Annotated in this window: 26 protein-coding genes and 1 riboswitch; of the genes, 8 read left to right on the top strand and 18 right to left on the bottom strand. The window is 71.6% G+C overall.

What is annotated here, in order from left to right:
- Nucleotides 1-7 precede the first annotated feature (7 nt).
- The 5 genes from H576_RS0112940 to idi are packed head-to-tail and all read right to left on the bottom strand — an operon-like array spanning nucleotide 8 to nucleotide 4,371.
- On the bottom strand, nucleotides 8-337 hold the full coding sequence (locus H576_RS0112940; RefSeq protein WP_029151275.1) for a lycopene cyclase domain-containing protein: 330 nt from the start codon (nucleotides 335-337) through the stop codon (nucleotides 8-10).
- Nucleotides 334-1,863: a phytoene desaturase family protein gene (gene crtI, locus H576_RS0112935; RefSeq protein WP_029151274.1), complete on the bottom strand. Its 1,530-nt coding sequence runs from the start codon at nucleotides 1,861-1,863 to the stop codon at nucleotides 334-336. The genes H576_RS0112940 and crtI overlap by 4 nt, the downstream gene beginning before the upstream one ends.
- Nucleotides 1,860-2,726, bottom strand: a complete 867-nt coding sequence (locus H576_RS0112930; protein WP_342664886.1) for a phytoene/squalene synthase family protein — start codon at nucleotides 2,724-2,726, stop codon at nucleotides 1,860-1,862. The genes crtI and H576_RS0112930 overlap by 4 nt, the downstream gene beginning before the upstream one ends.
- On the bottom strand, nucleotides 2,723-3,769 hold the full coding sequence (locus H576_RS15860; protein WP_051172770.1) for a polyprenyl synthetase family protein: 1,047 nt from the start codon (nucleotides 3,767-3,769) through the stop codon (nucleotides 2,723-2,725). The genes H576_RS0112930 and H576_RS15860 overlap by 4 nt, the downstream gene beginning before the upstream one ends.
- Nucleotides 3,766-4,371, bottom strand: a complete 606-nt coding sequence (gene idi / locus H576_RS15855) for an isopentenyl-diphosphate Delta-isomerase (protein ID WP_051172768.1) — start codon at nucleotides 4,369-4,371, stop codon at nucleotides 3,766-3,768. The genes H576_RS15860 and idi overlap by 4 nt, the downstream gene beginning before the upstream one ends.
- Nucleotides 4,372-4,447: 76 nt before the next feature.
- Here idi and H576_RS0112915 point away from each other — a divergent pair, with 76 nt between their 5' ends.
- Entirely contained in the window at nucleotides 4,448-5,005 is a 558-nt protein-coding gene (locus H576_RS0112915; RefSeq protein ID WP_029151272.1) for a MarR family winged helix-turn-helix transcriptional regulator, read from the top strand.
- A 130-nt stretch (nucleotides 5,006-5,135) separates the two neighbouring features.
- Here the strand turns inward: H576_RS0112915 and H576_RS0112910 are convergent, their stop codons facing one another.
- The gene (locus H576_RS0112910; protein WP_029151271.1) at nucleotides 5,136-7,019 is read right to left on the bottom strand and encodes an ABC transporter ATP-binding protein; all 1,884 of its coding nucleotides are present in this window, start codon (nucleotides 7,017-7,019) and stop codon (nucleotides 5,136-5,138) included.
- A gap of 76 nt (nucleotides 7,020-7,095) precedes the next feature.
- Between H576_RS0112910 and H576_RS0112905 the strand changes: the two genes are divergently transcribed.
- Nucleotides 7,096-8,493 (top strand): dihydrolipoyl dehydrogenase family protein, encoded by a 1,398-nt coding sequence (locus H576_RS0112905; RefSeq protein WP_029151270.1) that lies wholly within the window; start codon nucleotides 7,096-7,098, stop codon nucleotides 8,491-8,493.
- Here H576_RS0112905 and H576_RS0112900 read toward each other — a convergent pair.
- From H576_RS0112900 to ribD, 6 genes are all read right to left on the bottom strand, one after another.
- Nucleotides 8,490-9,875: an MFS transporter gene (locus H576_RS0112900; protein WP_029151269.1), complete on the bottom strand. Its 1,386-nt coding sequence runs from the start codon at nucleotides 9,873-9,875 to the stop codon at nucleotides 8,490-8,492. The genes H576_RS0112905 and H576_RS0112900 overlap by 4 nt on opposite strands.
- A 259-nt stretch (nucleotides 9,876-10,134) precedes the next feature.
- Complete coding sequence (locus H576_RS0112895) at nucleotides 10,135-10,485, bottom strand: Fe-S protein (protein ID WP_029151268.1); 351 nt, start codon at nucleotides 10,483-10,485, stop codon at nucleotides 10,135-10,137.
- Between the two features lie 24 nt (nucleotides 10,486-10,509).
- Complete coding sequence (gene ribH / locus H576_RS0112890; protein ID WP_029151267.1) at nucleotides 10,510-10,983, bottom strand: 6,7-dimethyl-8-ribityllumazine synthase; 474 nt, start codon at nucleotides 10,981-10,983, stop codon at nucleotides 10,510-10,512.
- On the bottom strand, nucleotides 10,983-12,254 hold the full coding sequence (locus H576_RS0112885) for a bifunctional 3,4-dihydroxy-2-butanone-4-phosphate synthase/GTP cyclohydrolase II (RefSeq protein WP_029151266.1): 1,272 nt from the start codon (nucleotides 12,252-12,254) through the stop codon (nucleotides 10,983-10,985). Before H576_RS0112885 ends, ribH begins: the two co-directional genes overlap by 1 nt.
- Entirely contained in the window at nucleotides 12,251-12,886 is a 636-nt protein-coding gene (locus H576_RS0112880; protein ID WP_029151265.1) for a riboflavin synthase, read from the bottom strand. Before H576_RS0112880 ends, H576_RS0112885 begins: the two co-directional genes overlap by 4 nt.
- Nucleotides 12,886-13,932, bottom strand: a complete 1,047-nt coding sequence (gene ribD / locus H576_RS0112875) for a bifunctional diaminohydroxyphosphoribosylaminopyrimidine deaminase/5-amino-6-(5-phosphoribosylamino)uracil reductase RibD (RefSeq protein WP_029151264.1) — start codon at nucleotides 13,930-13,932, stop codon at nucleotides 12,886-12,888. Before ribD ends, H576_RS0112880 begins: the two co-directional genes overlap by 1 nt.
- A gap of 57 nt (nucleotides 13,933-13,989) precedes the next feature.
- Nucleotides 13,990-14,134: riboswitch (FMN riboswitch) on the bottom strand.
- A 276-nt stretch (nucleotides 14,135-14,410) separates the two neighbouring features.
- On the opposite strand from ribD, the gene H576_RS0112870 reads away from it, so the two are divergent.
- Nucleotides 14,411-15,283: an endonuclease domain-containing protein gene (locus H576_RS0112870; protein WP_029151263.1), complete on the top strand. Its 873-nt coding sequence runs from the start codon at nucleotides 14,411-14,413 to the stop codon at nucleotides 15,281-15,283.
- A gap of 247 nt (nucleotides 15,284-15,530) precedes the next feature.
- Here H576_RS0112870 and H576_RS0112865 read toward each other — a convergent pair whose 3' ends face one another.
- The 5 genes from H576_RS0112865 to H576_RS0112845 are packed head-to-tail and all read right to left on the bottom strand — an operon-like array spanning nucleotide 15,531 to nucleotide 20,953.
- On the bottom strand, nucleotides 15,531-16,088 hold the full coding sequence (locus H576_RS0112865) for a GNAT family N-acetyltransferase (RefSeq protein WP_029151262.1): 558 nt from the start codon (nucleotides 16,086-16,088) through the stop codon (nucleotides 15,531-15,533).
- The gene (gene trpS / locus H576_RS0112860; RefSeq protein WP_084502735.1) at nucleotides 16,081-17,091 is read right to left on the bottom strand and encodes a tryptophan--tRNA ligase; all 1,011 of its coding nucleotides are present in this window, start codon (nucleotides 17,089-17,091) and stop codon (nucleotides 16,081-16,083) included. Before trpS ends, H576_RS0112865 begins: the two co-directional genes overlap by 8 nt.
- A gap of 9 nt (nucleotides 17,092-17,100) precedes the next feature.
- Nucleotides 17,101-18,024: an NUDIX hydrolase gene (locus H576_RS0112855; RefSeq protein WP_029151260.1), complete on the bottom strand. Its 924-nt coding sequence runs from the start codon at nucleotides 18,022-18,024 to the stop codon at nucleotides 17,101-17,103.
- The gene (locus tag H576_RS0112850; protein ID WP_029151259.1) at nucleotides 18,021-20,213 is read right to left on the bottom strand and encodes an RNA degradosome polyphosphate kinase; all 2,193 of its coding nucleotides are present in this window, start codon (nucleotides 20,211-20,213) and stop codon (nucleotides 18,021-18,023) included. Before H576_RS0112850 ends, H576_RS0112855 begins: the two co-directional genes overlap by 4 nt.
- Before the next feature lie 44 nt (nucleotides 20,214-20,257).
- On the bottom strand, nucleotides 20,258-20,953 hold the full coding sequence (locus tag H576_RS0112845) for a response regulator transcription factor (protein ID WP_029151258.1): 696 nt from the start codon (nucleotides 20,951-20,953) through the stop codon (nucleotides 20,258-20,260).
- A gap of 208 nt (nucleotides 20,954-21,161) precedes the next feature.
- On the opposite strand from H576_RS0112845, the gene H576_RS0112840 reads away from it, so the two are divergent.
- The 4 genes from H576_RS0112840 to ygfZ are packed head-to-tail and all read left to right on the top strand — an operon-like array spanning nucleotide 21,162 to nucleotide 23,377.
- Entirely contained in the window at nucleotides 21,162-21,500 is a 339-nt protein-coding gene (locus H576_RS0112840; protein WP_029151257.1) for a hypothetical protein, read from the top strand.
- 10 nt (nucleotides 21,501-21,510) lie between these two features.
- Entirely contained in the window at nucleotides 21,511-21,645 is a 135-nt protein-coding gene (locus H576_RS17310) for a hypothetical protein (protein WP_281167318.1), read from the top strand.
- A gap of 50 nt (nucleotides 21,646-21,695) precedes the next feature.
- Complete coding sequence (locus tag H576_RS0112830) at nucleotides 21,696-22,301, top strand: nitrobindin family protein (RefSeq protein WP_029151255.1); 606 nt, start codon at nucleotides 21,696-21,698, stop codon at nucleotides 22,299-22,301.
- Nucleotides 22,301-23,377 carry a CAF17-like 4Fe-4S cluster assembly/insertion protein YgfZ gene (gene ygfZ, locus H576_RS0112825; protein WP_029151254.1) on the top strand — a complete coding sequence of 359 codons (1,077 nt, stop codon included), beginning with the start codon at nucleotides 22,301-22,303 and terminating at the stop codon, nucleotides 23,375-23,377. The genes H576_RS0112830 and ygfZ overlap by 1 nt, the downstream gene beginning before the upstream one ends.
- 15 nt (nucleotides 23,378-23,392) lie before the next feature.
- On the opposite strand, the gene H576_RS0112820 is transcribed toward ygfZ, so the two are convergent.
- Nucleotides 23,393-24,193 carry a class I SAM-dependent methyltransferase gene (locus tag H576_RS0112820; protein ID WP_084502742.1) on the bottom strand — a complete coding sequence of 267 codons (801 nt, stop codon included), beginning with the start codon at nucleotides 24,191-24,193 and terminating at the stop codon, nucleotides 23,393-23,395.
- Between the two features lie 51 nt (nucleotides 24,194-24,244).
- Here H576_RS0112820 and H576_RS0112815 point away from each other — a divergent pair, with 51 nt between their 5' ends.
- A complete protein-coding gene (locus H576_RS0112815) occupies nucleotides 24,245-24,988 on the top strand; it encodes a phosphoglyceromutase (RefSeq protein ID WP_029151252.1) in 744 nt (247 codons plus the stop codon).
- The last annotated feature ends 41 nt before the right edge of the window (nucleotides 24,989-25,029 follow it).

The following is a 25,029-nucleotide window of genomic DNA, read 5'->3' as shown; positions in this document are numbered from 1 at the left end:
AGGTAGGTCACGAGTCGGATCCCTTCCGAGGGCGCACCAGGCGCTGGGCTCCCAAGACCAGCACCATCGTCACCTCGCAGAGGAAGACCAGGAAGACCGGCTCCTCGAGCGGCAGCTCAGGCGCGAGCATGACGCCCGTCACGAACGGCCCGTCGCCGCGCAGGAAGATGCCGAGGCCGATCCCCGCGAGGTCCCAGGCGAGGAAGAACACGAGGCCAGCCGCGAGCACGATGAGGGCCCGCCGCCAGTCGCGACCGAAGAAGAGCCGGAAGCGCACGTCGACGGCGACCACGCAGGCGAGGCACACGAAGAGCGCCCCGAGGTAGATGAGACTCATGCGGGAACCTCGCTCGGGCCCGCAGACCGATCGCCCCGCACGCGCTTCAGCACCAGCTCTGCGCTGATCAGGCACATCGGCAGGCCCACGCCGGGCACGGTCGTCGCTCCCGCGAGCAGCAGGCCGCGCACACCGCGTGCCCGTGTGCTGCCGCGGAAGACAGCGCTCTGCCGGAGCGTATGCGCCGGACCGATCGCGCCGCCGCGCCAGGATCCGTACTCGCGCTCGAAGTCGGCCGGCCCGATCGTGCGGCGCACGACGATGCGATCCGCGAGGTCGGGGATCCCGGCCCACTCCGCGACCTGCCGGATCGCGGCATCCGCGGCGCGCTCGACGCGCTCGTCTCCGCCTGCGCCGATGCCGGTATCGGCGGGGGTGGGCACGAGGACGAAGAGGTTCTCGTGGCCGTCGGGCGCGACGGAGGCGTCGCTCGCGCTCGGACGGCACACGTACAGCGAGGCGGGATCCGGGATCCGGGGCGCGGATCCGTAGATCGCGTCGAACCCCTCCTCCCACGCGTTCGTGAAGAACAGCGTGTGATGGGCGAGCTGGGGGAGTTCGCCGCGCACGCCGAGCAGCGCCAGAACGGCACCCGGCCCGGGGTTGCGGCGCCGCCACCAGCGCGCGCTCCGGCGCGGCGCGCGGGGAGGGAGAAGCTGCTCCGTGATCTGCGCGTCGGCCGTCGAGACGACGATGTCGGCGTCGAAGACCTTGCGCTCGCCGCGGGGCGTCCGCGCTTCGACGCCCCGCGCACGTTTCCCGTCGACGAGGATCCGCGCGGCCCGGTGCCCCGTGAGGATCCGAACGCCGTACTGCTCGGCGAGGCGGGCGATCGCTGCGATGACCTCGCCGAAGCCTCCGCGTGGATACAGCACGCCCTGGTCGACATCCAGGTGGCTCATGAGGTGGTACATGCTCGGCGCGTCGGCGGGCGACGTGCCGAGGAAAACCGACAGGTAGCCCAGCACCTGCTGCACGCGCCGCGATGGCGAGTGCCCGGCGATGAAACGGTCGAGGGGTTGCGTGAGGAGGCGGGCGAGCCGGGGAATCCGGCGCAGCGTCTCGCGGTCGGCGATGCCGTCGAGCGAGGCGAAGTTCGTGTAGAGGAACCTGCTGGTCGCCATCTCGTACGTATCCGCAGCCGAGTCGAAATAGCGCGTCAGGGCGTCGCGCGACTCCGGATCCATCCCGATGATCGCCTCGCGCGCGTCGTCAGCGGGCAGGTCGAACGGCGTGGGGTCGCCCTCGAAGTACACGCGGTAGCCGGGGTCGAGGCGCGCCAGGTCGAGCTGCTCGGCAGCGGACGTTCCCATCATGCGGAAGAAGTGATCGAACACCTCGGGCATGAGGTACCAGGATGGCCCCGTGTCGAAGGTGAAGCCGCGTTCGTTCCAGGTTCCGGCGCGTCCGCCCAGCTCGTCGCGGGCCTCCAGCAGCGTCACCTCCTGCCCGTCGCGGGCGAGTAGCGCCGCGGTTGCGAGACCCGTGATGCCGCCGCCGATGACGACGATGGACTGCCCGCTCATCGCGGCTCCCTCCCGGCGATCGCGCGGAGCACGATCGCCGTCTTCGCGAGCCGTGGCACCGAGAGACGTTCGCGGCGAATCCGTTCCGCCGGGGCAGCGCCCAGCCGTCGGTTGAGATCGGAGAACAGGCCGAGCGCGGCTACCGTCGCTCTGCGCGCGCGGCGTGGCAGGTGCCGGAGAGCGAGCCGAGCCGCGGCGAGGTCGCTCTCGATATCGTCGACGATCGCGTCCTTCTGCGCATCGGTCAGCACGGCAGGATCGACGCCGGGAAAGTACCGTCGGCCCAGGCGGTCGCAGTCGTCTGCGAGGTCGCGGAGGAAGTTGACCTTCTGGAAGGCGGCGCCGAGTCTGCGCGCGCCCTCCTCGGCGTCGGGGTGTGCGGGGCCGACCGCGCCGCCCTCGAGCATGAACACGCGCAGGCACATCGTGCCGACGACTTCGGCGGATCCGTGGATGTACCGGCGGTAGGCCTCGTCGTCGAACGAGCTCGGCGGTTCGACGTCGGTGCGCATCGACGCGAAGAAGTCGACGACGAGCCCTTCCTCGATCCCGACCTCGCGAGCCGTGGTCGCGAAGGCGTGCACGACGATGTTCGCGCTGAAACCGCGTCGCATCGCGGCGAGGGCGTCCTCCTCGAGCGCGCCGAGGATCCGTCGCCGCTCGGCTGCGTCGACTCCCGCTTCCGCGGCCGGTCCGTCGACGATTTCGTCGGCCACGCGCACCAGCGCGTAGATGTCGGCGATGCCGCCCCGCACGCGCCGCGAGAGGAGCCTGCTCGCGGCGGCGAAGGACGTCGAGTACGCGGCGATCACGCGCGCCGAGGCGACCCGGGCAGTGCCGGTGTAGAGGCCGAGGCCCGTCACGATTCCCGCTCCGCGCACCGGTGCGTGAGTCGCGTCAGCGCGCCGCGCAGGCCGGAGGGCAGATCCGAGCGTCCGATGTGGTCGACGCATGCGACGCGCTGCTGGTCGAGCAGCTCCTCCGCGCGTGAGCGTGCGCCGCTCGCGACCAGCGCATCGCGCATCCGATGCACGTCGTCGGCATCCGCTGAGCGTCGCCCGAAGAGATGACGCACTTCCTCCCACGCGTCTGTCCCGTCGGCGTAGGCGACGAGCAGCGTGCTCTTCCCGGCCCGGAGGTCGCTGTCGACGGATTTGCCGAGCGCTTCCTCCGAGCCGAAGACGCCGAGCAGATCATCGCGCAGCTGATAGACGAAGCCCAGCCGGGTGCCGATCTCGGCGAGATCCGCGTCGAATTCCGGTCCCGACCCCGCGAGCATGGCGGCGGCCCGCAGAGGAGCCGCGAAGGAGTATGCGGCCGTCTTGTCGCGCATCATCTGCATGATTCCGTCGACCGAGCGATCCAGTACTCCGACCGCGAGGCCGATGTCCGCCAGCTCGCCCGCGGCGGTCACGAAGAGGCACTCGTCGAGCAGGGAACGGAGCGCGGCGCCCGCCGGGGCGGTGATCTCGCCGACCAGCGCGTGCGCGGCGCTGATGAGCAGATCGCCGGCCAACAGGCCGGCGGCATCGCTCCACGCGGTCGCCGCCTGGAACGACCCGTCGGTCTCGAGTGCCTGTGCCAGGAAATCGCCCTGCAGGTTCGTCGCCCCCCGGCGCACCAGATCGCGGTCCAGCATGTCGTCGTGGATGAGCAGGGCGGTGTGCAGAAGCTCGAAGGCCGCCGCCGCCGTGACGGCGTCCTCGACCCGGGTGCCGCTGATCTCGGCGTGGGCCATCAGCAGCAGCTGCGGCCTGATCCGCTTTCCGCCTCGCACGGCGGAGCGGATCCGCATCCAGAGGCGCTGGTACGCAGGGCCCGCGCGTTCGGCCTGCTCGACCCTTTCGGAGAGCATGGCCTCGAGGCGCTGGTCGACCTCCTCCATGGCCACGCCCGCGGCGATCATCGACGTCGCCTGTCGCGCATCGCCCGGGGCGTCTCCGGCAGGTCCGCCGGCGCATCCGCGCGGTCAGTGAACGCCGGGACGACGGCGCCGAGGAGATCGAGCTGGTCCACCATCCACGGGCTGAACGCCCACGGGGTGGCGCGCGCCGCGGACATGAGCTCCCGGGGGCGTGCCCAGGCGATCTCCGCGACCTCATCGGGCGCCGGAAGGGGGGCGCTCGCCGCGGTTGCGATGTACACCGGACAGATCTCGTTCTCGACGATCCCCGAGGCGTCTGTCGCGCGATAGCGGAAGTCCGGCAGCACCGCGCGGATTCCGGTGAGCGTCATGCCGAGCTCGTCGGAGGCGCGCCGTTCCACGGCGTGTGAGAGCTCCTCGAACGGGCGGGGGTGTCCGCAGAACGAGTTGGTCCAGACGCCCGGCCACGTCGTCTTCGTCAGCGCGCGTCGTGTGACGAGGACTCGTGATCCGGACGCGTCGAAGACGTAGCAGGAGAAGGCGAGGTGCAGGGGCGTGCGGTCGTCGTGCACGCGTGTTTTCTCCGCCGTGCCGATCGCGACACCGTCGTCCTCCAGCAGAATCACTCGATCCCCCTGCGCCACCGCGGGCCTCCGATCAGAAAGTTCACTCAGTGAATAGTATGCGGAGTGTAATTAGAACATGGAATAACATCGAGGTGTGACGCCGGGGGACGGGAAAATGCGCAGCCTCGTGGATCCGCGGTTGACCGATCCACGGGGCGAGCTCGTCTCCTACCAGGGGATCGCGGCCGAGGACCTCGAGCAGATCGTCGCCGTCCTGGAGGCCATGGTCGCGTGGAGCGCGCGGGAGCGCTCGCTGAGCGAGAAGGCTCGCGCGTACATGCGCCTGGGCGACACCGACATGCGGGCGCTTCGCTATCTGATCGCCGCCCAGCGTCAGGGAGTCCTCGCCACCCCCGGGACGATCGCCGCCCACCTCGGCATCTCGCCGGCCGCCGCGACCAAGCTCACCGATCGTCTCGAAGCAGGGGGCCATATACGGCGGGTGCGAGACTCGGCGGACCGCCGGCGCATCGCGATCGAAGTGACCGAATCGACGAGTGCCTCGGCGCGTGCCTCCGTGGGGCGCAGTCACGCCCGCCGCTTCGATGCGATCGCCTCGTTGTCGGCAGGGGACCGCGCCGCTGTGCTGCGCTTCTTCGATGCGCTCATCGAATCCGCTGAGGCGATCGATCCCGAGACCGGCGAGGCATAGCGCGACTCGGCGCAGCGAACCCGGGTCTCGTCGCCGGGGCATCACCTGGCTTCCTCAGCTGACACGCCTCTCCGCGCCGCCGTGCGCCGCGCGGCGCGACCGCACCGCAGCAGGTGTCAGCCCCGCCTGATCACACGAGCAGCTGGTGCTTCGCGAGATCGCGGTACAGCGGCGTCGACGCGACGAGCTCGCTGTGGGTCCCCGTGCCGACGACGCGGCCCTCCTCGAGCACGACGATGCTGTCGCTGTCGACGACCGTCGACAGGCGGTGCGCGATGACGATGAGGGTCCGGCCCTCTGCGACGGCGTCGATCGCCTCTCGCATCCGCTGCTCGTTCACGCCGTCGAGCGACGAGGTCGACTCGTCGAGCAGCAGGATCGGGGGCGCGGCCAGCAGGGCGCGGGCGATCGCGAGGCGCTGGCGCTCGCCGCCCGACAGCATGACGCCGTCCTCGCCGACCGGGGTGTCGATGCCGAGAGGGGAGCGATCGACGACGGATCCTAGGTTCACGGCGCGCAGGGCGGCGTCGCACTCGGCGCCGGTCGCGTCGGGGCTCGCGAGGCGCAGGTTGTCGGCGAGCGTGCCCGCGAGGGTCGGGGCGTCCTGCTCGACGTAGCCGAAGTTCGCGCGCAGTTCGTCGCGCGGGATGTCGCGGATGTCGCGCCCGCCGAGCTCGACGGATCCGCCGGTCACGTCGTAGAAGCGCTCGATGAGGGCGAGGATCGTCGACTTGCCGGCGCCCGACGGGCCGACGAGGGCGACGCGGTGGCCGCGCGGAACCTCGAACGACACCCCGCCGAGCACGTCGTCGCGCTCGGGGCCGTCCTCGGCGTCTGCGGCGTGGGCCGCCGAGACGTGCTCGGGGTATCGGAAGCGCACGTCGCGGAAGGCGAGGGCCGGGGCCTCGGCGCGTGAGTACGGCAGATCCGGCCCGTCCCCGGCCCGGAAATCGGTTTCGGCGCCGGCGACGGCGAGATCTGCCGTACTCCTGCGATCGGCCGCGTCCTCCTCCGGCAGGTCGAGCACCTCCTGGATCCGGCCCAGGGCGCCGAGAGCCTGCCCGACGCTCGACATCGCCCCGAACGCCGAGCCCAGCGGCATGATCAGGAGGAAGAGGAACATCACGAAGGTGACGAGGCTCGCGATCGTGATCGCGCCCGACGCGACGCGCATGCCGCCGACGCCCAGCACGGCCAGGATCGACACCTGCATCGCGATCGTCGCGATCGGCACCACGAGGGCCGAGGCCTTCGCGACCCGCACGCCCGCGTCGTAGGCGGCGCCCGCCATGCCCTCGACCGACGCCTGCTCGCGTTCGGTCGCCCCGGCCGCGCGCACGGTGCGGATGGACCCGATCGCCCGTTCCATGCCGCTCGACAGCTCGCCGACCCGCTCCTGCTGCGCCGCCGTGGCGACGCGGATCCGCCCCGCGAGACCGCCGACCGCGACGACCGAGGCCGCGATCACGACGACGATCGTGGCGAGCAGAACGGGATCGATGAACGCCATCGCGATGATCGCGCCCACGAACAGCAGCGCGTTGCCGACACTGTCGGCGAGGCCCTGCGTCAGGACGGCGTAGAGCATCGTCGTGTCGGTGCCGACGCGCGAGACGAGATCTCCCGTGCGCCGCGCGTCGAACTCGCTGATCGGCAGGTGCAGGATCCGCCGGATCAGCGAGCGCCTGCTCGAGTGGACCACCGCCGTGCCCGTGCGCTGCAGGAGGTAGTGCTGGTACGCGCCGACGCCGGCCGACACGAGGACGAACGCGACGAGGCCCCACAGCAGCCAGCCCAGCGCGTCGCCGACCTGCACGCGGCCGATGACCTCGCCGATCAGGAGCGGCTGGACGAGGGTGAAGACCGACTCGACGATCGAGAGCACGACGACCCAGACGAGCACGCCGCGGTGCTCGAGCAGGAACGGCAGGAGGTCGCGGAACGAGGCGCGGGGGCCGTCGTCCTTCTTCCGGCGGGAGAACGGGGAGCGGCGGCGCGGAGCGGGAGAGGACATCGGGATCCATTCTCCTCCCGTGAACAGATCGGGAACGGGGTTGTCGCCCAGCTCCGCGCGCAATAGCGTCGGCATCATGGACGCGCGCGAAGTCGACGTGATCGTGATCGGTGCAGGCCCCGTCGGCGAGAACGTCGCCGACCGGGCCGTGCGGGGCGGGCTCGAGACGGTGATCATCGAGTCGGAGCTCGTCGGCGGCGAGTGCTCGTACTGGGCGTGCATGCCGTCGAAGGCCCTGCTCCGCCCGGGGCAGGCGCTGCGGGCCGCGCAGTCGGTCCGGGGCGTGACGGGCGGATCCCTCGACCCCGCCGCGATCCTCGCGCGCCGCGACGCTTTCGCCTCCGACTGGAACGACGCGGGCCAGGTGCGCTGGCTCGACTCGGCCGGCATCTCGCTCGTGCGAGGGCACGGCCGGATCTCGGCCGAGCGGGAGGTGACGGTCGAGCAGGAGGACGGATCCGTCGTGCTGCGCGCCCGCCACGCCGTCGTCGTGTCGACGGGCAGCGAGGCCGCGATCCCCGACATCCCCGGCCTCGCCGAGGCCGAACCGTGGACGAGCCGCGAGGCGACGTCGGTCGAGGAGATCCCCGCGTCGCTCGTGATCATCGGCGGCGGGGTCGTCGCTGTCGAGGCCGCGACCTTCTTCGCCGATCTCGGCACGGCCGTCACGGTGCTGTCGCGCGGGTCCCTCCTCAGCCGGCTCGAGGGATTCGCGGGCGAGGCCGTGCGCGACGCGCTCGGCGACCGCGGCGTCGAGGTGCGCGAGGGCGCGCGGATCCTCGAGGTCGATCGGGCGGGCGACGTGCTCGTGACGACGGACGACGGCGAGGTGACGGCCGACCAGATCCTCGTCGCCACCGGCCGCAGGGCGCGCACGGGCGACATCGGGCTGCGGGCCGTCGGCCTCGAGCCCGGCGAGTGGATCGACGTCGACGACACGCTCCGCGATCCCGGGAGCGATTGGCTCTACGCGACGGGCGACGTCACGGGCCGCACGGCCCTCACACACCAGGGCAAGTACGAGGCCCGCGCGGCGGGCGACGCGATCGTCGCGCGCGCGAAGGGCGAGGAGGTCGACGAGTCGCCGTGGGGCCGCCACGTCGCGACCGCCGACCACAGGGCGCAGCCGCAGGTCGTGTTCACCGACCCCGAGGTCGCCTCCGTCGGGCTGACGTCCGCCGAGGCCGAGGAGACGGGGATCGAGCACCGCGTCGTCGACTACGACCTCGGGTCCGTCGCCGGCGCCGCCCTCGTGGCCGACGGCTTCGAGGGCAAGGTCCGCGCCGTGATCGACGAGGAGCGCCGCGTGATCATCGGCATGACGCTCGTCGGCCCCGGCGCCGGCGAACAGCTGCATGCCGCAACCGTCGCCGTCGTCGGGGCCGTTCCGCTCGAGCGTCTGTGGCACGCCGTCCCGGCGTATCCGACCGTGAGCGAGTTCTGGCTCAGGCTCCTCGAGACCTACGGGCTCTAGACCGTCTCCTCGTCGAGGTCGACGTCCTTCGTCTCCTTGCTCAGCAGCAGGGCGATGAGGGTCAGTACGCCGGCGCCCGACATGTAGAGGCCCACGAGCCAGGGGTTGCCCTCTCCCGCGCGCCACAGCAGCACGGCGAAGATCGGGGCGAGCGCGGCGCCGAGGATCGACGATACGTTGTAGGCGATCGCTGATCCCGTGTAGCGCACGTTGGTCGGGAACAGCTCGGGCAGCAGCGCGCCCATCGGGCCGAACGTGAGCCCCATGATGAGGAACCCGAAGATCAGGAAGGCCTGCACGAGCGCGCCCGTGAACTGCGCGTCGGTGTGGGGGAGCAGGAACATCGGGAACAGCAGGCCGAGCACGATGATCCCGATCGTCACCCAGATGAGCACGCGGCGGCGGCCCAGGGCGTCGGCCATGGGGCCCGAGATCAGCGTGAACGCGCCGAAGAACAGCACGCCGATGATCTGCATCAGGACGAAGTGCACGTAGCTGAAGCCCAGGCCGGGGACGGGGGCGTCCGTCGCCGTCTGGCCGTAGGTGAGGGTGAAGTTCGTCATGAGGTAGAACAGCACGTACGTAGCCAGCATGATGAACGTGCCGAGGATCAGCTGCTTCCAGTACTTCGCGAAGACGTAGCCGATCGGGGCCTTCTTGATCTGGCCCGTCGTCTCGGCCTTCTTGAACGAGTCGGACTCGACGAGCTTGAGGCGCACCCACAGGCCGATGACGACCATGACGGCCGAGAACCAGAACGGCACGCGCCAGCCCCAGGCGAGGAACGCCTCGCTCGCTCCGCCCTGGGATCCGGGCATCGCGAAGTTGATGACGAGGAACAGCGCGTTCGCGATGATGAAGCCGATCGGCGCGCCGAGCTGCGGGAAGGTGCCGTAGAGCGCGCGCTTGCCGGCGGGGGCGTTCTCCGTCGCGACGAGCGCGGCGCCCGACCACTCGCCGCCGAGGGCGAAGCCCTGAGCGAGGCGGCAGATCAGCAGGAAGAACGCGGCCCATGCGCCGACCTGGCTGTGCGTCGGGAGGCAGCCGATGAGGAACGTCGCGATGCCCATCGTGAGCAGCGACGCGACGAGCGTGCCCTTGCGGCCGATCCTGTCGCCGAAGTGCCCGAAGACCGCGGCGCCGATGGGGCGCGCGACCATCGCGGCGCCGAACGTCGCGAACGAGGCGAGGAGCGCCGTCGTCTCGTTGTCGCTCGGGAAGAAGAGGATCGGGAAGACGAGGACCGCGGCCGTCGCGTACGCGTAGAAGTCGTAGAACTCGATCGTGGTGCCGATGAGGCTAGCCGTGATCACGCGGATGCGCGAGTTGGCGGGCTTGTCGGCGGGGCTTGCGGGGGCAGCCGCGGGGGCTGTTGACGTCATGGGGTGGCCTCAGGAAGTGCGCTGATCTGGGAAGCCGACGGGTTGGTCTGCGTGGCGTTCCGTCCGCGCGGGCACAGGGGTGGCGTGACCGTGCGAAGGGGAATGCCAGGCCTCGTGGCCTGGCACGAAGTGAAATTCTACGCCTAGATTCAGCAGATTGCTCACGGCGGGCGCTAGGAGGCCCGCCGCGACTGGTCACTCTGGTACGCGAACGGGGCGGGGACCCGTGTGGATCCCCGCCCCGTCAGGTCGGATCGCGTCAGCGCCACATGACGGCGATGGCGGCGTTCGCGAGCGTCAGGACGCCGACGAGCCAGAACAGCCCCGCGGGCGCCGAGCCCGTGCGCCGCTGCCGCGCCGAGCCGATGCCCAGAAGGGCGCCGATCACGACGATGATCGCGAGCTTCACGCCGATCTTGGCGTAGTTGAGCTCGCCGAGGCCCCACGGGGCCGCGAGCGCGAGGCCCGCAACGAGTGCGATGACGAGGCCCCAGTTCATGGTCTTCGTGAATTCGCGCCGCTTCGAGACGGCCTCGACGAGCCACGACCCGAAGATGGTCGCGAACCCGACGAGGTGGATCAGGACCACGGCGCTGTGCAGGATCTCCATGATTTCTACCCTATGTAGAAACGATCAGCGGCGCAGGTCGCGCAGCGTGAGGGCCGTGCGGACCGCGGCGTCGGCCGCCTCGGCGCCCTTGTCCTCTTTCGACCCCGGCAGGCCGGCTCGGTCGATGCCCTGCTGCTCGTCGTCGAGCGTCAGGACGCCGAAGCCCACGGGCTTGCCGGTGTCGAGCGCGACGCGCGTGAGGCCGTCCGTCGCGGCGTTCGAGACGAACTCGAAGTGCGGGGTGCCGCCGCGGATGATCACGCCGAGCGCGACCGCCGCGTCGGCGCCGTACTCGAGCGCGGCCTTCGCCACGACGGGCAGCTCGAACGAGCCGGCGACGCGCACGACCCGGTAGTCGGCGTTCACCTCGTCGAGGAGGCGCTCGGCCCCCGCGATCAGGCCGTCGGTGATCTCGTCGTGCCACGTCCCGGCGACGACGACGACCTTCAGGCCCGTCGCGTCGACGCCGCCCTGCTGCGGTGCGCCTTCTCCTGCCATCACTGCTCTCCCTTGTTCATCGTGGCGATCGCCGCCTCGAGCGCGTCCTCGCCGATGATGTGGCCCATGCGGTCGCGCTTCGTCTCGAGGTACTGGTGGTTGTTGGGGCCGACGCCGACGATGAGCGGAACCTGCTCCGCGACGTCGAGGCCGTGCGCGCGCAGCTGCGCGACCTTGTCGGTGTTGTTCGTCAGGAGCCGGATCTTCCCGATCCCGAGATCGGCGAGGATCGCCGCGGCCGCCGCGTAGTCGCGCGCGTCGGCGGGGAGGCCGAGCTGCAGGTTCGCGTCGAGCGTGTCGAAGCCCTGCTCCTGCAGCGCGTAGGCGCGCAGCTTGTTGAGCAGACCGATCCCGCGGCCCTCGTGGCCGCGCATGTAGATCACGACGCCGCCGTCGCGCGCGATGCGGTCGAGCGCCGCGTCGAGCTGCGGGCCGCACTCGCACTTGAGGGATCCGAACGCCTCGCCCGTCAGGCACTCCGAGTGCACGCGCACGAGCGGGGCGTCGACCGAGAGGTCGCCCGAGATCACCGCGATGTGGTCGACCCCCGTCGACCGGTCGCGGTACGCGAGGAAGCGCAGTTCGCCGTGGGTCGTCGGGATGATCGTGTCGGCGCGCAGGCTCACGAGGTGGCCCTGCGGCTGCTGCTCGTCGCGCGGTTCATGCTCGTCGAGGTATGCGATGAGCGCCTCGATCGTGATGACCGGGACGCCCTCGGCGGCGCCCATCTCGAGGAGGCCGGGGAGGCGCATCATCTCGCCGTCCTCGGCGACGACCTCGCCGATCACGCCGACGGGCGCGAGGCCCGCGAGGCGCATGAGGTCGACGGCGGCCTCCGTGTGGCCGGCGCGCTCGCGAACCCCGCCCGGCTTCGCGCGCAGGGGGAGGATGTGGCCGGGGCGGATGACGCTCGTCGGGGTCGCGTCGGGATCCGCGAGGACGTTGACGGTGTGGGCGCGGTCGTGCGCGCTGATGCCCGTCGTGACGCCGTCGGCCGCGTCGACCGAGATCGTGTATGCCGTTCCGCGCATGTCCTGGCTGTGCGCGACCATGAGGGGCAGCTCGAGGCGCTCGGCCCACTCCTGCGGCATGGGCGCGCACAGGTAGCCCGACGTGTAGCGCACGGCCCACGCGATGGTCTCGGGCGTCGCGAGCTGGGCGGACAGGATGACGTCGCCCTCGTTCTCGCGGTCCTCGTCGTCGGCCACGAGGACGGGGCGGCCGGCCCGCAGCGCGTCGAGCGCCTGCTCGATCGTCGACAGAGTGCTCATCGGGTGGTTCCTTCTTCCGGGGTCAGCTGCGCGAACGCGGCGAGGCGCTGCACGTGGCGCGCGATGATGTCGGTCTCGAGGTTGAGGCGATCGCCCACGCCGCGCTCGCCGAGCGTCGTGGCGCGGAGCGTCTCGGGGATCAGCGACACCTCGAGCCACGGCGCCGCGTCGCCCGCGGCGCTGATGTCGCTGATCGTGAGGGAGATGCCGTCGAGGGTGATGGATCCCTTGTCGACGACGAGGGGAGCGAGGTCGGAGGGGATCCCCACGCGAACGACCTGCCATTCGTCGCCCGGCCGCACCTCGAGGATCTCGCCGACGCCGTCGACGTGCCCCTGCACGATGTGGCCGCCGAGGCGGCCGCCGGACGCGAGGGCCGGCTCGACGTTGACCGCGGTGCCGACACCGAGGCCGGCCAGCGACGACATGTCGAGCGTCTGCTTCATGACGTCCGCCGTGAACCCCGTCGGCGTCTGGTCGACGACCGTGAGGCACACGCCGCTGATCGCGATCGAGTCTCCGTGGTGGGCCCCGTCGACCGAGCGCGGGGCCTCGATCGTGAGGCGCAGGCCGTCGCCCGACGGCTCGGCGGCCGTGACGCGGCCGATCTCTTCGATGATTCCGGTGAACATCAGATCTGCTCTCCTTCTGCGGGCGTGCCCTCTGCGGGCGCGGGGTTCTGGGGGCGCGCGACGACGAGCAGGTCGTCGCCGAGCCGCTCGACGCTCTCGACGGCGAGGCGGCGCTGCGCGCCGATCGTCCCGACGCCGACGTCGGTCAGCGCGACGCGCGGGCCGCCGATGAGGGTCGGCGCGACGTAGGCGAGGACGCGATCGGCCAGGCCCTGCGCGACGAACGCGCTCGCGAGGGTCGGACCGCCCTCGACGAAGACGCGGTGCAGGCCGCGGGCGTCGAGGTCGTCGAGCACGGCGCGGAGGTCGCGCGTCGGGTACGCGAGCGGCTCGTGCGGGTGGGAGCGGATCCGGGCGGCGTCGGGGATCCCGCGCTCCCCGATCACGACGGGGACCGGCTGGCGCGGGAACAGGCTCTCGCCGTCGCGCGCCGTGAGCGCGGGGTCGTCGGCGAGGAGGGTCCCCGTGCCGACGACGATCGCGTCGGCCTCGGCGCGGCGGCGGTGGACATCGGCGCGCGCGTCGGCGCCCGTGATCCACTGGCTGGATCCGTCCTGCGCAGCGGCGCGGCCGTCGAGGCTCTGCGCCCACTTCACGGTGACGAAGGGGCGGCCGAGGCGGCGCGAATCCGCCCACGGGGCGAGGAACGCGGTGACCTCCTCGACGAGGACGCCGCCCTCGACGGCGACGCCCGCCTGTGCGAGGCGCCGCGCGCCGCCCGCCTCGACGTCGCCCGGATCCGCCATGCCGTAGATGACGCGGGCGACGCCCGCCGCGATGAGCGCCTCGGAGCAGGGGCCCGTGCGACCCGTGTGGTTGCAGGGCTCGAGGGTGACGACAGCGGTCGTGCCGCGCGCGTCGGCGAGCTTGGCGAGTGCGTCGACCTCGGCGTGCGGGGTTCCGGCGCCGTGGTGCCAGCCCTCGGCGAGGATCTCGCCGTCGGGGGAGAGGATGACCGCGCCGACCTGCGGGTTGCGGCTCGCGGGCCCGCGGGCGGCGAGCTCGAGCGCTCGGCGCATCGCCGTGACCTCGACCTGTGACGCCATATCCGGATCCCTTCCGCGCGGCGGATCCGGGGGTCACGGACACGGCCGCAGAGGGCCATGCGTGCTGCCTTCCATCCGGACTCGCTGGCCTGGGCCAGCATCACCGTCGGTACCGGAATCACACCGGTTCAGCCCCTTCGTCGTGAAGGAGGTCGCGGACTCTACCGCCGGTTCGGATTCTCACCGACCCCGGAGCACGTGCTTGCACTCAGCATAACGTCGCGGCGCGGCGTCTATTCCCGCGCATGACTCCGCGTTGCGCCGGGCACGACGACGGCAGATCTGGGCCGGCCAGCCCGACACACCGGCCCGGGCCGCGGCGGGTGCGGATTCTGCCGTCGTCCTGCGGCGGGGCCGGCGTGTCGGAGGTGCGGGGCAGCGCGTCCCCACCCGCCGGATCTCGGCTGCTGTCCACCGAAACGGCGGATTCGGCGCCCTCGCGGAACGGGCCGACGCCGGATCCGCGCAGTGTGTCGGCATGGTCATCGATACCGCCCACACCCGGAGCTGGTCGTACGCCGAGCTCCGAGGCGACGGCATGTCGCGAGCCGGCATCGAGCGCTCGCTGGAGGTCGGCGCGCTCGTCCGTGCGCGCCGCGACCACTACGTTCACGGGAGCGCCCCGGAAGGGATCACGTCTGCGGTCCGCATCGGCGGCCGGCTCGACTGCGTCTCACTCATGCGCGAGCTCGGCGTCTTCGTGCTGAGCGACGACCGGCGGCTGCACGTGCAGATCCCGCGCGCTCGCACGATGCTGCGCTCGCCGCATTCGCGCATCGTGCGGCTCGACAACGCGGCCCACGGAGTGGTACCGCACTGGCGGGAGGATCCGGCTCCGGCCGATTCGACGATCGCGGATCCGCTCAGCGCCGTCAGACAGGCAGTGCTGTGCCAGCCGGTGCGCCCCGCGATCGCGACGATCGACAGCGCGCTGCACCTCGGGATCGTCGAGGAGCGGCAGCTCGGCGAGCTGTTCGCGAGGCTCCCGCGTCGGCTTCGCCGGCTGCGGCGACTCGTCGACGGTCGCGCGGAGTCGGGGCCCGAGACGCTCGCCCGACTGCTCGTCCGAGTGTTCGGGGTCTCGGTCGAGCTGCAGGTCGTGATCGCGGGAATCGGACGCGTGGATCTCGTCGTCGACGGGTGGATCGTGATCGAGTGCGACAGTCGCGAGTTCCATTCCGGGTGGGACGAGCAGGAGCGCGATCGGGCGCGGGACCTCAAGCTCGCCGCGCGCGGCTTCACGACGCTGCGTCCGACCGCGAACCAGATCTTCACGGCGCCGAGTCTGCTCGTGCACGCGGTCGCGACTCTGCTGGAGCGCGGCCCCTCAGCAGGAGTGCGGCGGATCTGACCCGGCCCCCGCCGACACGCCGTCCGGCCCGGCGAGAGGTGCAGTTGTGCCGTACTCCTGCGTGGCGCCGGCTCTTCGGCAGTTGGCTCGGCAGTCCCTCGGCACGACGACGGCACGGACCGCGGGATGTGTCACGACACGCCGGGTGGCGGCGCCCGCCGGTCAGATCTGCCGTGGTTCTGCCGCGGCGGGCGGGGTGCGCCGCGGGCCGACGGGCGGGGAAGCCGGGGCAGCGGAGCGGCGGGGCCTACGGGAGGACGGGCCAGGCGGAGGGCTCGCGGGGATCACCCGGGAGCAGACCCGCCAGCCAGCCGTCGGTCCGTACACCGTGGCCCGGGAGGCCGCGGCGGATGAGCCCCTCGTATCGGAAACCGAGCTTCTGGGCGACCCGCGCCGACGCCGTGTTGCCGACGACGGCCCGCCACGACACCCGCTCGAGGCGCATCGGCCCGAACGCGAAGTCGAGGACCGCGCCCGCCGCCTCCGTGACGTACCCGCGCCCGCGGCCAGGCGCCGCCATCCAGTACCCGAGCTCGGCGGCCCCGTCGGCGATCCGGTGCAGGCCGACCATGCCGACGAGCTCGCCGTCGGCGCGCACCGCCCACGTGCACTCGTCGCCCGTCCGCCACCAGCCGTCGACGAGCTCGACGAAGGTCCGCGCGTCGTCGCGCGTGTACGGCGACGGGACGGTCGTGTACTCCTGGATCAGCGGATCCTGGCACGCGTCGCAGATCGCGTCGACGTCATCGGACGTCGGGATCGAGAGGGTGAGCCGGCAGGTCGAGAGGGCGACGGCCTCAGGCACGCGGTGCCCGCAGCAGCCCGATGCGCTCGTACACGGCCGACAGCGTCTCCTCGGCCACCTCGGCGGCGCGCGCCGCGTTGACCGCGAGCAGCCGGTCGAGCTCGGCCGGGTCGTCGAGCAGCTCGAGCGTGCGCGCGCGCACGGGCTCGAACTCGGCGACGATCGCGTCGCGAACGGCCTTCTTGAAGTCGCCGTACCCGCGCCCCGCGAACTCGTCCTCGACGGCAGAGAGGGCGGATCCCGTGAGGGCCCCGTAGATCGACATGAGGTTCGAGACGCCCGGCTTCTCGGCCCGGTCGTATCGCACGACGCCCTCGCTGTCGGTCACGGCGCGCATGACCTTCTTTGCCGTGACGGCGACGTCGTCGAGCAGGTACAGCACGCCGGCCTGCGACTCGGCAGACTTCGACATCTTCGACGACGGGTCCTGCAGGTCGTAGATCCGCGCGGTCTCGCCCGGGATCACGGGGTCGGGCACCGTGAACGTCTCGCCGAAGCGCGAGTTGAACCGCTCGGCGAGGTTGCGCGTGAGCTCGACGTGCTGCTTCTGGTCGTCGCCGACCGGCACGGCCTTCGTCTGGTAGAGCAAGATGTCGGCGGCCATGAGCACGGGGTAGGTGAACAGCGCGACGGTCGTCTGGTCGGCGCCGTACCGCTGCGACTTGTCCTTGAACTGCGTCATGCGTCCGGCCTCGCCGAAGCCCGTGATCGAGGACAGGATCCACGCGAGCTCGGCGTGCGCCGGAACCTGCGACTGCACGAAGAGCGTCGACTTCTCGGGCTCGATGCCCGCGGCGATGTACTGGGCCGCGGTGCGGCGGGTCTTCGCGCGGAGCTCGGCGGGATCCTGCGCCACCGTGATCGCGTGCAGGTCGACGACCGAGAAGAACGCGTCGAACTCCGACTGCATGTCGCGCCACTGCATGAGCGCGCCGATGTAGTTGCCGATCTGGAGCGAGTCGGCGGAGGGCTGCATGCCGGAGAAGAGTCGTGCCTTGGTCACCGAACCACCCTATGCCCGGGCCGGGTGCGTCTCGACCGCGATGATGCCGGCGTCGGGCGACACGTGCACGACCGTGAAGGCGCCCGTCGCGAGGCGCGTCGCCTCGAGGAGCTCGTCCGACGGCGCGACCCCCGTCGCCTGCTCGAGCGACCGCATGATGAGCGGCAGCACGGGCCCGTGCGAGCAGATCACGGTCGCCTTGCGCTTCGCGATGCGCAGCGCGACGAGGGGTGCGGGATCCGCGGATCCGTCCTCCCACGCGTCCTGGCTGATGAGCGGCTCGGGGTGCACGCGCTTGCCGATCGCCTCGGCGATGGGCGTCGCCGTCTGCACGCAGCGCACGGCGTCGGAGGCCCACACGCGGCGGACGCCGAAGGCGCGGAGCGGCCCGACGGCCCCGCGCGCCTGCGCCTCGCCGCGCTCCGTCAGTGTCCGCGACGCGTCGCCCGCGACGCCCGCGGGCCCCGCCTGTCCGTGCCGCATGAGCACGATGGGGAAGGTCCCGAGCCCGCCCGCTTCGACGAGCCGCCGGAAGTCGGCGAGGACCGAGCGGTCGACGGGGTAGCTCAGCCGGTCGTCGGCGTCGGCGACCGTCACCCAGTCGAGCCGCGCGATCTCCTTGTTCGGGGCGAAGGTCGACGCGGCGACGGCCTCGTCGGTCGCCTCGACGGCCCAGTAGTGCACGACCTTCTCCCGCCCCGACGGCATGCCGTAGCGGACGGTGCCGAGGGAGGGGCCGAGGGATCCTCGGATCCCCGTCTCCTCCTCGAGCTCGCGCACGGCCGTCTCGGCGAGCGACTCGCCCCGCTCGGCCTTGCCCTTGGGGAACGACAGGTCGCGGTACTTCTCGCGGTACACGAGCGCGACTTCGAGCTCGCCGCCGGCGAAGCGCCAGAGCACCCCGCCGGCGGCGTAGACGGTGCCCGTCTTCACACGGAGCCTCGTGCGGTGCGCGCGCGGCGGCGGCGCTGGATCAGCGTCATGGTGCGGTCCTGCACGTCGACGAGCGGCTCGCCGTCGGGGCCGCGGTGGTGGCGCTCCCAGGATCCCTCGGCTCCGAGGTGCCACGTCGACGAGCCGTCGTCCATCGCGAGGTCGAAGAACTGCGAGAGCTCCTTGACGTGCGTGGGGCGCGTGACGCTCACGAGCGCCTCGACGCGGCGGTCGAGGTTGCGGTGCATCATGTCGGCGCTGCCGATGTAGGCCTCGGTGCTGCCGCCGTTCTCGAACAGGAAGATGCGCGCGTGCTCGAGGTAGCGGCCGAGGACGCTGCGCACGCGGATGTTGTCGCTCACGCCGGGCAGGTCGACGCGGAGGCTGCAGATGCCGCGCACCCACACGTCGACCCTCACGCCCGCCATCGAGGCGCGGTAGAGGGCGTCGATGATCCTCTCGTCGACCATCGAGTTGACCTTGATCCGCACCCGCGCGGGCTTGCCGTCGAGCGCGTTCTGCCGCTCGCGCTCGATGAGGCGCAGGAGGCCCTGGCGCAGGAGGAGAGGCGCCGTGAGGAGGCGCGAGAACTTCTTCTCGATCGCGTATCCCGACAGCTCGTTGAACAGGCGCGTCACGTCGCGCCCGACGACGGGGTCGGCCGTGAAGAGGCCCATGTCCTCGTACAGGCGGCTCGTCTTGGGGTTGTAGTTGCCCGTGCCGATGTGCGTGTAGTGGCGCAGCTGGCCGTGCTCCTCGCGGACGACCGTCGCGATCTTGCAGTGGGTCTTGAGCCCGACGAGGCCGTACACGACGTGCACGCCCGACTTCTCGAGGATCCGTGCCCACTCGATGTTGTTCGCCTCGTCGAAGCGCGCCTTGACCTCGACGAGCGCGAGGACCTGCTTGCCGGCCTCGGCGGCGTCGATGAGCGCCTTCACGATGGGGCTGTCGCCCGAGGTGCGGTACAGGGTCTGCTTGATCGCGAGGACCTGCGGATCCCGCGCCGCCTGCTCGAGGAACGCCTGCACGCTCGTCGCGAACGACTCGTACGGGTGGTGCACGAGGACGTCGCCCTGGCGGATCGCGCTGAAGATGTCGGCCTTCGCGTGCTTCGAGTCGCTGTCGGTCGGGCGCAGCGCGAGCGCCGTGACGGGCACATGCTTCGTGTACTTGAGGTCGGGGCGGTCGAGGTCGCCGAGCTCGGAGAGCGCGCGCAGGTCGAGCGGCGCGGGCAGGCGGTAGACCTCCTGCTCCGAGATGTCGAGCTCGTCGAGCAGCAGCTCGAGCGTGTGCTCGTCCATGTCCTCGGTGATCTCCAGGCGGATGGGCGGGCCGAAGCGGCGGCGCAGCAGCTCCTCCTCGAGCACCTGGATGAGGTTCTCGGACTCGTCCTCGTCGATCACGACGTCCTCGTTGCGCGTGAGGCGGAACGCGTGGTGCTGGAGGATCTCCATGCCCGGGAACAGGTCGGACAGGTTCTCGGCGACGAGCGTCTCGAGCGGCAGGAGGCGCACGCGCTCGTCGTCGCCCTTCGCGGGAACGCGCACGAGGCGCGGCAACATGGGCGGCACCTTGATGCGGGCGAACTCCTCGCGGCCCGTGCGGGTGTTGAGGATCCGCACCGCGAGGTTCAGCGAGAGCCCCGAGATGTAGGGGAAGGGGTGCGCGGGATCCACGGCGAGCGGCATGAGCACGGGGAAGACCTGCTGCTGGAAGTACTCGTACAGGCCGGCGCGCTCGCTGTCGGTGAGCTCGGTCCAGTCGACGATGTCGACGCCCTCCGCGCTGAGCGCCGGGCGGACCGTCTCGCTCCAGACGGCGGCGTGGCGGGCCTGCAGGCCCTGAGCCTCGCTGCCGATCGCCTCGAGCACCTTCTGCGCGGGCGTGCCGATGTTCGTCGGCACCGCGAGCCCCGTGACGATGCGGCGCTTGAGCCCCGCGACGCGCACCATGAAGAACTCGTCGAGGTTGCTCGCGAAGATCGAGAGGAAGTTCGATCGCTCGAGGAGCGGGAGTTCCGGATCCTCGGCGAGCTCGAGCACACGCTGGTTGAAGGCGAGCCAGCTGATCTCGCGGTCGGTGTACCGGTCGCGCGGGAGGTCGACGTCATCGGATCCGACGAGCGCGTCGAAGTCGTCGTCTTCCGCGTCGTCCAGCAGGGGGTCCACGAGGGGAGAGTCGCTCATGGGGTCCATCCTGACACCTGCGGGCGACGCGTCGGTGAACGCCGCTACTGGGTCTTCTGTCGCGAGCGCGGCGCGGGGACCTGGTCGTCGTCGTACACGTTGAAGCGGTAGCCGACGTTGCGGACCGTGCCGATGAGCTGCTCGAGGTCGCCGAGCTTCGCGCGTAGGCGCCTGACGTGCACGTCGACCGTGCGGGTGCCGCCGAAGTAGTCGTAGCCCCACACCTCGCTCAGCAGCTGCTCGCGGGTGAACACCCGGGAGGGGTGCGTCGCGAAGAAGTGCAGCAGCTGGAACTCCTTGTAGGTGAGGTCGAGCGGCTTGCCGTGCACCTTCGCCGAGTACGACGACTCGTCGATCGTGATGCCGGAGGTCTGGATCCGCGTGGACTGCGGCTGGTCGTCCTGGCGGCCGATCACGAGACGGATCCGCGCGTCGACCTCGGCGGGGCCGGCCCCGACGAGCACGACGTCGTCGACGCCCCAGTCGCTGTTCACGGCCGTGAGGCCGCCCTCGGTGACGATCAGCATGAGGGGCGCGTCGAGCCCCGTCGTGTTGAGGATGCGGCACAGCGACTTCGCGCCGGCGAGGTCGCCGCGCGCGTCGACGAAGATGACGTCGGCGCTCGGCGCGTTGACGAGCTGGGCGGGTTCGGCCGGGATCTGCCGTGCGCGGTGGCTGAGCAGGTCGAGGGCAGGCAGGACGGGACCGGGGGCGGAGCTGAGGACGAGCAGTTGTGCCACGAGAACTTCCTTTCGGGCCGGCCGGGGGTCCGTACCCTGCAGTTCGCCCCATAGTACGGCAGTACTGAGAGGGCACTGAGCGGGAGGACCCCTCGTCGATATTCTGTGGACTGTCCGGGGATCGCGGGATCGGCGCGGTTCCGGGCGGCTCGGGAGGCACAATGTATGCACCGGAGCGCGAGGGGTGCGCCGGACACGGGAGGGCACGATGACGACAGCGACGAAGCCTCGCGCGGCACGGCGCCTGGTGCGTCGGATCCGCGCGAGCCAGGGTCTCCTCCTGCCGTGGATCTTCGCGTTCGTCCTCGCGCTCGTCGCCGCGATCGTCCCGGCCCCCGACGCGCGGTGGGCTTGGTACGTCGCCGTCGTGGGCCTCACGACGATCGGGTCGTTCACGATCCAGCTCGTCGTCGGACGATCCGACGGCTTCATCCTGCGCACCGCGACGGCCGCCCTCGGCGCCGTCCTCATCGTCGGGATCGTCTCGGTGTTCACCGCGCTGTTCACGGCGGTCGCGTCGGGTCTGTCCTTCGCGCCGATCGGATAGGGTGAGGCACATGCTCGACTTCCTCGCAGACATCGACGTCTTCGCCCTCGAGATGTTCTTCGTCGGCCTCCTCGGCCTCGCGGGCCTCGCGATCGCGTTCGTCGCCGGAACCGTCATCGTCAACCTCTTCCGCGGCCAGCGCTGATCCGCCGCGTCCGCGCCGTCCCCGCCGGCGCGAAATAGACTGAGGGGATCATGATCGAGATCCCCACCGACCTTCCCGCCGAGATCGTCCCGCTGTCCTGGCTCATCGGCGTGTGGGAGGGAACCGGCGTCATCGACTACACCGTCGGCGACACCCGCTACGAGGGCGAGTTCGCGCACCGCGTGAGCTTCAGCCACGACGGCGGCCCCTATCTCAACTACTCGGCCACTGCGACGACCGCGGGCTCGGCGTTCCGCGCCTCGCAGCCCCTCGTCGCCGAGACCGGCTTCTGGCGCCTCGCGATCCCCGCGAGCGAGGGCGACGCCGGCCCCGGCCTGCTCCCCGCGCCCGGAACGGCGAAGGCCCGCACGGCCGAGGACATCGAGCGCCTGCGCACGAAGGACGACGGCTTCGCGATCGAGGCCGCGATCTCGCACAGCGACGGCGTGCAGGAGCTCTACGTCGGCGAGGTCAAGGGGCCGCGCATCGACCTCGGGACCGACGCCGTCGTGCGCTCGGCCGGCGCCCGCGCCTACACGGCCGCGACCCGCATGTACGGGCTCGTCGACGGCCACCTGCTCTGGGCGTGGGACATCGCCGCCCTCGGGCGCGAGCTCGGGTCGCACGCCTCGGCGCGCCTCGCGAAGGTCTCCTGATGCTGGGCGATCGCGCGGGCGTCGTCCGAGACGACGCGGGCGTGATCCAGCACGCCGGCAACCCCGTCGCCGAGCAGCGGCGCCTCGCCGCCGGCGCCGCCGTCGCGCCCCGCGGCGATCGCGCGATCGTCTCGCTGACGGGCCCCGATCGCCTCACCTGGCTCGACTCGATCACATCGCAGCAGGTCGCGACCCTCCAGCCGGGCGAGAGCACCGAGTTCCTCGTGCTCGACCCGCAGGGCCGCGTCGAGCACGTCGCGGGCGTCCTCGACGACGGCGAGACGGCGTGGCTGCTCGTCGACCGCGACGACGCGGCGGGCCTCGCGAAGTGGCTCACGATGATGCGCTTCCGCATGCGCGTGGAGATCGCGGTCCGCGACGACCTCGCGGTCGTCGCCGCCTTCCGCGGGGGCGCGGCCGCCGACCGCCTCGTCGAGACCGCCGAGCGCGGGGGAGAGATCCCCCTCGTCTGGGCCGACCCCTGGCCCGCCGTCGTCGCCGGCGGGTGGCAGTACGCCGAGGCCGCCGAGCACCCCGGATCCGACTACCACTGGGTCGAGGCGATCGTCCGGCCGGACGCCGACCTCGGCGAGCTGCCCGTCGCGGGCGCGATCGCCGCCGACGCCCTGCGGGTCGCGGCCTGGCGGCCCCGCTGGGCGAACGAGGTCGACGGGCGCACGATCCCGCACGAGGCCGACTGGCTGCGCACGGCCGTGCACCTCGACAAGGGCTGCTACCGCGGGCAGGAGACGGTCGCGAAGGTCCACAACCTCGGGCACCCGCCGCGCCGTCTCGTGCTCCTGCACCTCGACGGATCCGAGAACGTCCCGGCCGAGCCCGGCGACGCGGTGGTGAACGGCGACGCCGAGGTCGGGCACGTCACCTCGGTCGCGAACCACCACGAGCTGGGCCCGGTCGCGCTCGCGATCGTGAGCCGCCGCACGCCGTCCGATGCGCCCCTCGTGGTCGTGCACGACGACACGCGCATCGCGGCCGCGCAGGAGGTCATCGTTCCGGCCGACGCGGGATCCGTCGCCGAGATCCCCAAGATCACGCGGCTGAGCCGGCGCTCCTGATTCCGGGGCGTCGCCTCAGAGCGGGGAGACGGACGACCACGGCACGGTGAGCTCGCCGAGCCTGCAGCGGCGCTTCGGCGTGAGGATCCGCCAGCGCACGGCGAGGGCGTCGGTCGCGGCGAGCCAGCGCTGCACGGGGCCGAACGCGGCGTATCCCGCGGCGCGATCCCACTCGGCGTCGAGGTCGCGGATCAGGTCGTGCACGCGTTCGCCGTCGACGTTGTGGTGGATGAGCGCCTTCGGCAGGCGCTCGGCGACGATCGACGGGCGCTCGAGGTGGGGGAGCGACAGCGAGATCGAGAGCGACTGCGGCCCCGCGGCCGTGACGGCGACCCACGCCGAGACGCGCCCGATCTCGTCGCACGTCCCCTCCACGAGGACGCCGCCCGGGGCGAGGCGCGACGTCATGCGCTCCCACGCGGCGGGCACCTCGGCCTCGTCGTACTGCCGCAGGACGTTGTAGGCCCGCACGACGAGCGGATCCCGCGGCGCGGGGATCTCGAAGCCGCCGCGGCCGAACGAGACCGGCAGGTCGGCCGCGAACGCGGTCTCGCCGCGGCGCACCGATGCGAGCTGCTCCCGCGCGGTCGCGACGCGGTCCGGGTCGAGCTCGAGGCCCAGGACCTCGGCGCCGAGCGGCCGCAGCCGCGTCGCGAGCTCGAAGGCCGTCACGCCCGATGCGCCGAAGCCGAGGTCGACGACGAGCGGGTCGGGCGCATCCCGCAGCGCGGGAAGCTGGGCGATCCACCTGTCGACGCGTCGCAGGCGGTTGGTGCCCGTCGTGCCGCGGGTGGGGGATCCTTCCGGGGCGGGCATGGTGTCCATTCTCGTTCACCGCCGCGAAACCGCGCTGGATACGATGGACCCATGACGCACACCCTGATCCTGCTCCGCCACGGGCAGAGCGAGTGGAACGAGAAGAACCTCTTCACCGGATGGGTCGACGTGCGACTCACCGAGAAGGGCCGGGCCGAGGCGAAGCGCGGCGGCGAGATGCTCGCCGAGCAGGGTGTGCTGCCCGACGTGCTGCACACCTCGGTGCTGAGCCGTGCGATCCAGACCGCGAACATCGCGCTCGAGGCGGCCGACCGCCTGTGGATCCCCGTGACCCGCTCTTGGCGCCTCAACGAGCGCCACTACGGCGCGCTGCAGGGCAAGGACAAGGCTCAGACCCTCGAGGAGTTCGGCGAGGAGCAGTTCATGACCTGGCGCCGCTCGTTCGACGTGCCGCCGCCCGCCATCGCGGCCGACGACGAGTTCGCGCAGACCGACGACCCGCGCTACGCCGGCATCGACGACGAGCTGCCCGCGACCGAGTCGCTCAAGCTCGTCATCGACCGCATGCTGCCCTACTGGGAGTCCTCGATCGTCCCCGACCTGCAGGCGGGGAAGACCGTCATGGTCGCGGCGCACGGCAACTCGCTGCGCGCGCTCGTGAAGCACCTCGACGGCATCAGCGACGACGACATCGCGGCGCTCAACATCCCCACGGGCATCCCGCTCGTCTACGAGCTCGGCGACGACATGAAGCCCGTCGGACCCGGCCGCTACCTCGACCCCGAGGCCGCCGAGGCGGGCGCCGCGGCCGTCGCCAACCAGGGCAAGAAGTAACCCCACACGTCGAAGCGCCCCACGGATCCGCGGATCCGTGG

Origin of the sequence: Microbacterium indicum DSM 19969 (genome assembly GCF_000422385.1) — a bacterium.
Classification (GTDB): Bacteria; Actinomycetota; Actinomycetes; order Actinomycetales; family Microbacteriaceae; genus Microbacterium; species Microbacterium indicum.
The sequence above is the reverse complement of the archived record's forward strand: the minus strand, read 5'-3'. Positions and strand labels throughout refer to the sequence as shown.

Excerpts from the sequence above, each read along its gene's own strand:
- H576_RS0112940 (WP_029151275.1), bottom strand. The coding sequence starts at position 337 with ATGAGTCTCATCTACCTCGGGGCGCTCTTCGTGTGCCTCGCCTGCGTG.
- crtI (WP_029151274.1), bottom strand. The coding sequence starts at position 1,863 with ATGAGCGGGCAGTCCATCGTCGTCATCGGCGGCGGCATCACGGGTCTC.
- H576_RS15860 (WP_051172770.1), bottom strand. The coding sequence starts at position 3,769 with ATGATCGCCGCGGGCGTGGCCATGGAGGAGGTCGACCAGCGCCTCGAG.
- H576_RS0112910 (WP_029151271.1), bottom strand. The coding sequence starts at position 7,019 with ATGTCCTCTCCCGCTCCGCGCCGCCGCTCCCCGTTCTCCCGCCGGAAG.
- H576_RS0112905 (WP_029151270.1), top strand. The coding sequence starts at position 7,096 with ATGGACGCGCGCGAAGTCGACGTGATCGTGATCGGTGCAGGCCCCGTC.
- H576_RS0112900 (WP_029151269.1), bottom strand. The coding sequence starts at position 9,875 with ATGACGTCAACAGCCCCCGCGGCTGCCCCCGCAAGCCCCGCCGACAAG.
- H576_RS0112895 (WP_029151268.1), bottom strand. The coding sequence starts at position 10,485 with ATGGAGATCCTGCACAGCGCCGTGGTCCTGATCCACCTCGTCGGGTTC.
- ribH (WP_029151267.1), bottom strand. The coding sequence starts at position 10,983 with ATGGCAGGAGAAGGCGCACCGCAGCAGGGCGGCGTCGACGCGACGGGC.
- H576_RS0112885 (WP_029151266.1), bottom strand. The coding sequence starts at position 12,254 with ATGAGCACTCTGTCGACGATCGAGCAGGCGCTCGACGCGCTGCGGGCC.
- H576_RS0112880 (WP_029151265.1), bottom strand. The coding sequence starts at position 12,886 with ATGTTCACCGGAATCATCGAAGAGATCGGCCGCGTCACGGCCGCCGAG.
- ribD (WP_029151264.1), bottom strand. The coding sequence starts at position 13,932 with ATGGCGTCACAGGTCGAGGTCACGGCGATGCGCCGAGCGCTCGAGCTC.
- H576_RS0112870 (WP_029151263.1), top strand. The coding sequence starts at position 14,411 with ATGGTCATCGATACCGCCCACACCCGGAGCTGGTCGTACGCCGAGCTC.
- H576_RS0112850 (WP_029151259.1), bottom strand. The coding sequence starts at position 20,213 with ATGAGCGACTCTCCCCTCGTGGACCCCCTGCTGGACGACGCGGAAGAC.
- H576_RS0112840 (WP_029151257.1), top strand. The coding sequence starts at position 21,162 with ATGACGACAGCGACGAAGCCTCGCGCGGCACGGCGCCTGGTGCGTCGG.
- H576_RS17310 (WP_281167318.1), top strand. The coding sequence starts at position 21,511 with ATGCTCGACTTCCTCGCAGACATCGACGTCTTCGCCCTCGAGATGTTC.
- H576_RS0112830 (WP_029151255.1), top strand. The coding sequence starts at position 21,696 with ATGATCGAGATCCCCACCGACCTTCCCGCCGAGATCGTCCCGCTGTCC.
- ygfZ (WP_029151254.1), top strand. The coding sequence starts at position 22,301 with ATGCTGGGCGATCGCGCGGGCGTCGTCCGAGACGACGCGGGCGTGATC.
- H576_RS0112820 (WP_084502742.1), bottom strand. The coding sequence starts at position 24,193 with ATGCCCGCCCCGGAAGGATCCCCCACCCGCGGCACGACGGGCACCAAC.
- H576_RS0112815 (WP_029151252.1), top strand. The coding sequence starts at position 24,245 with ATGACGCACACCCTGATCCTGCTCCGCCACGGGCAGAGCGAGTGGAAC.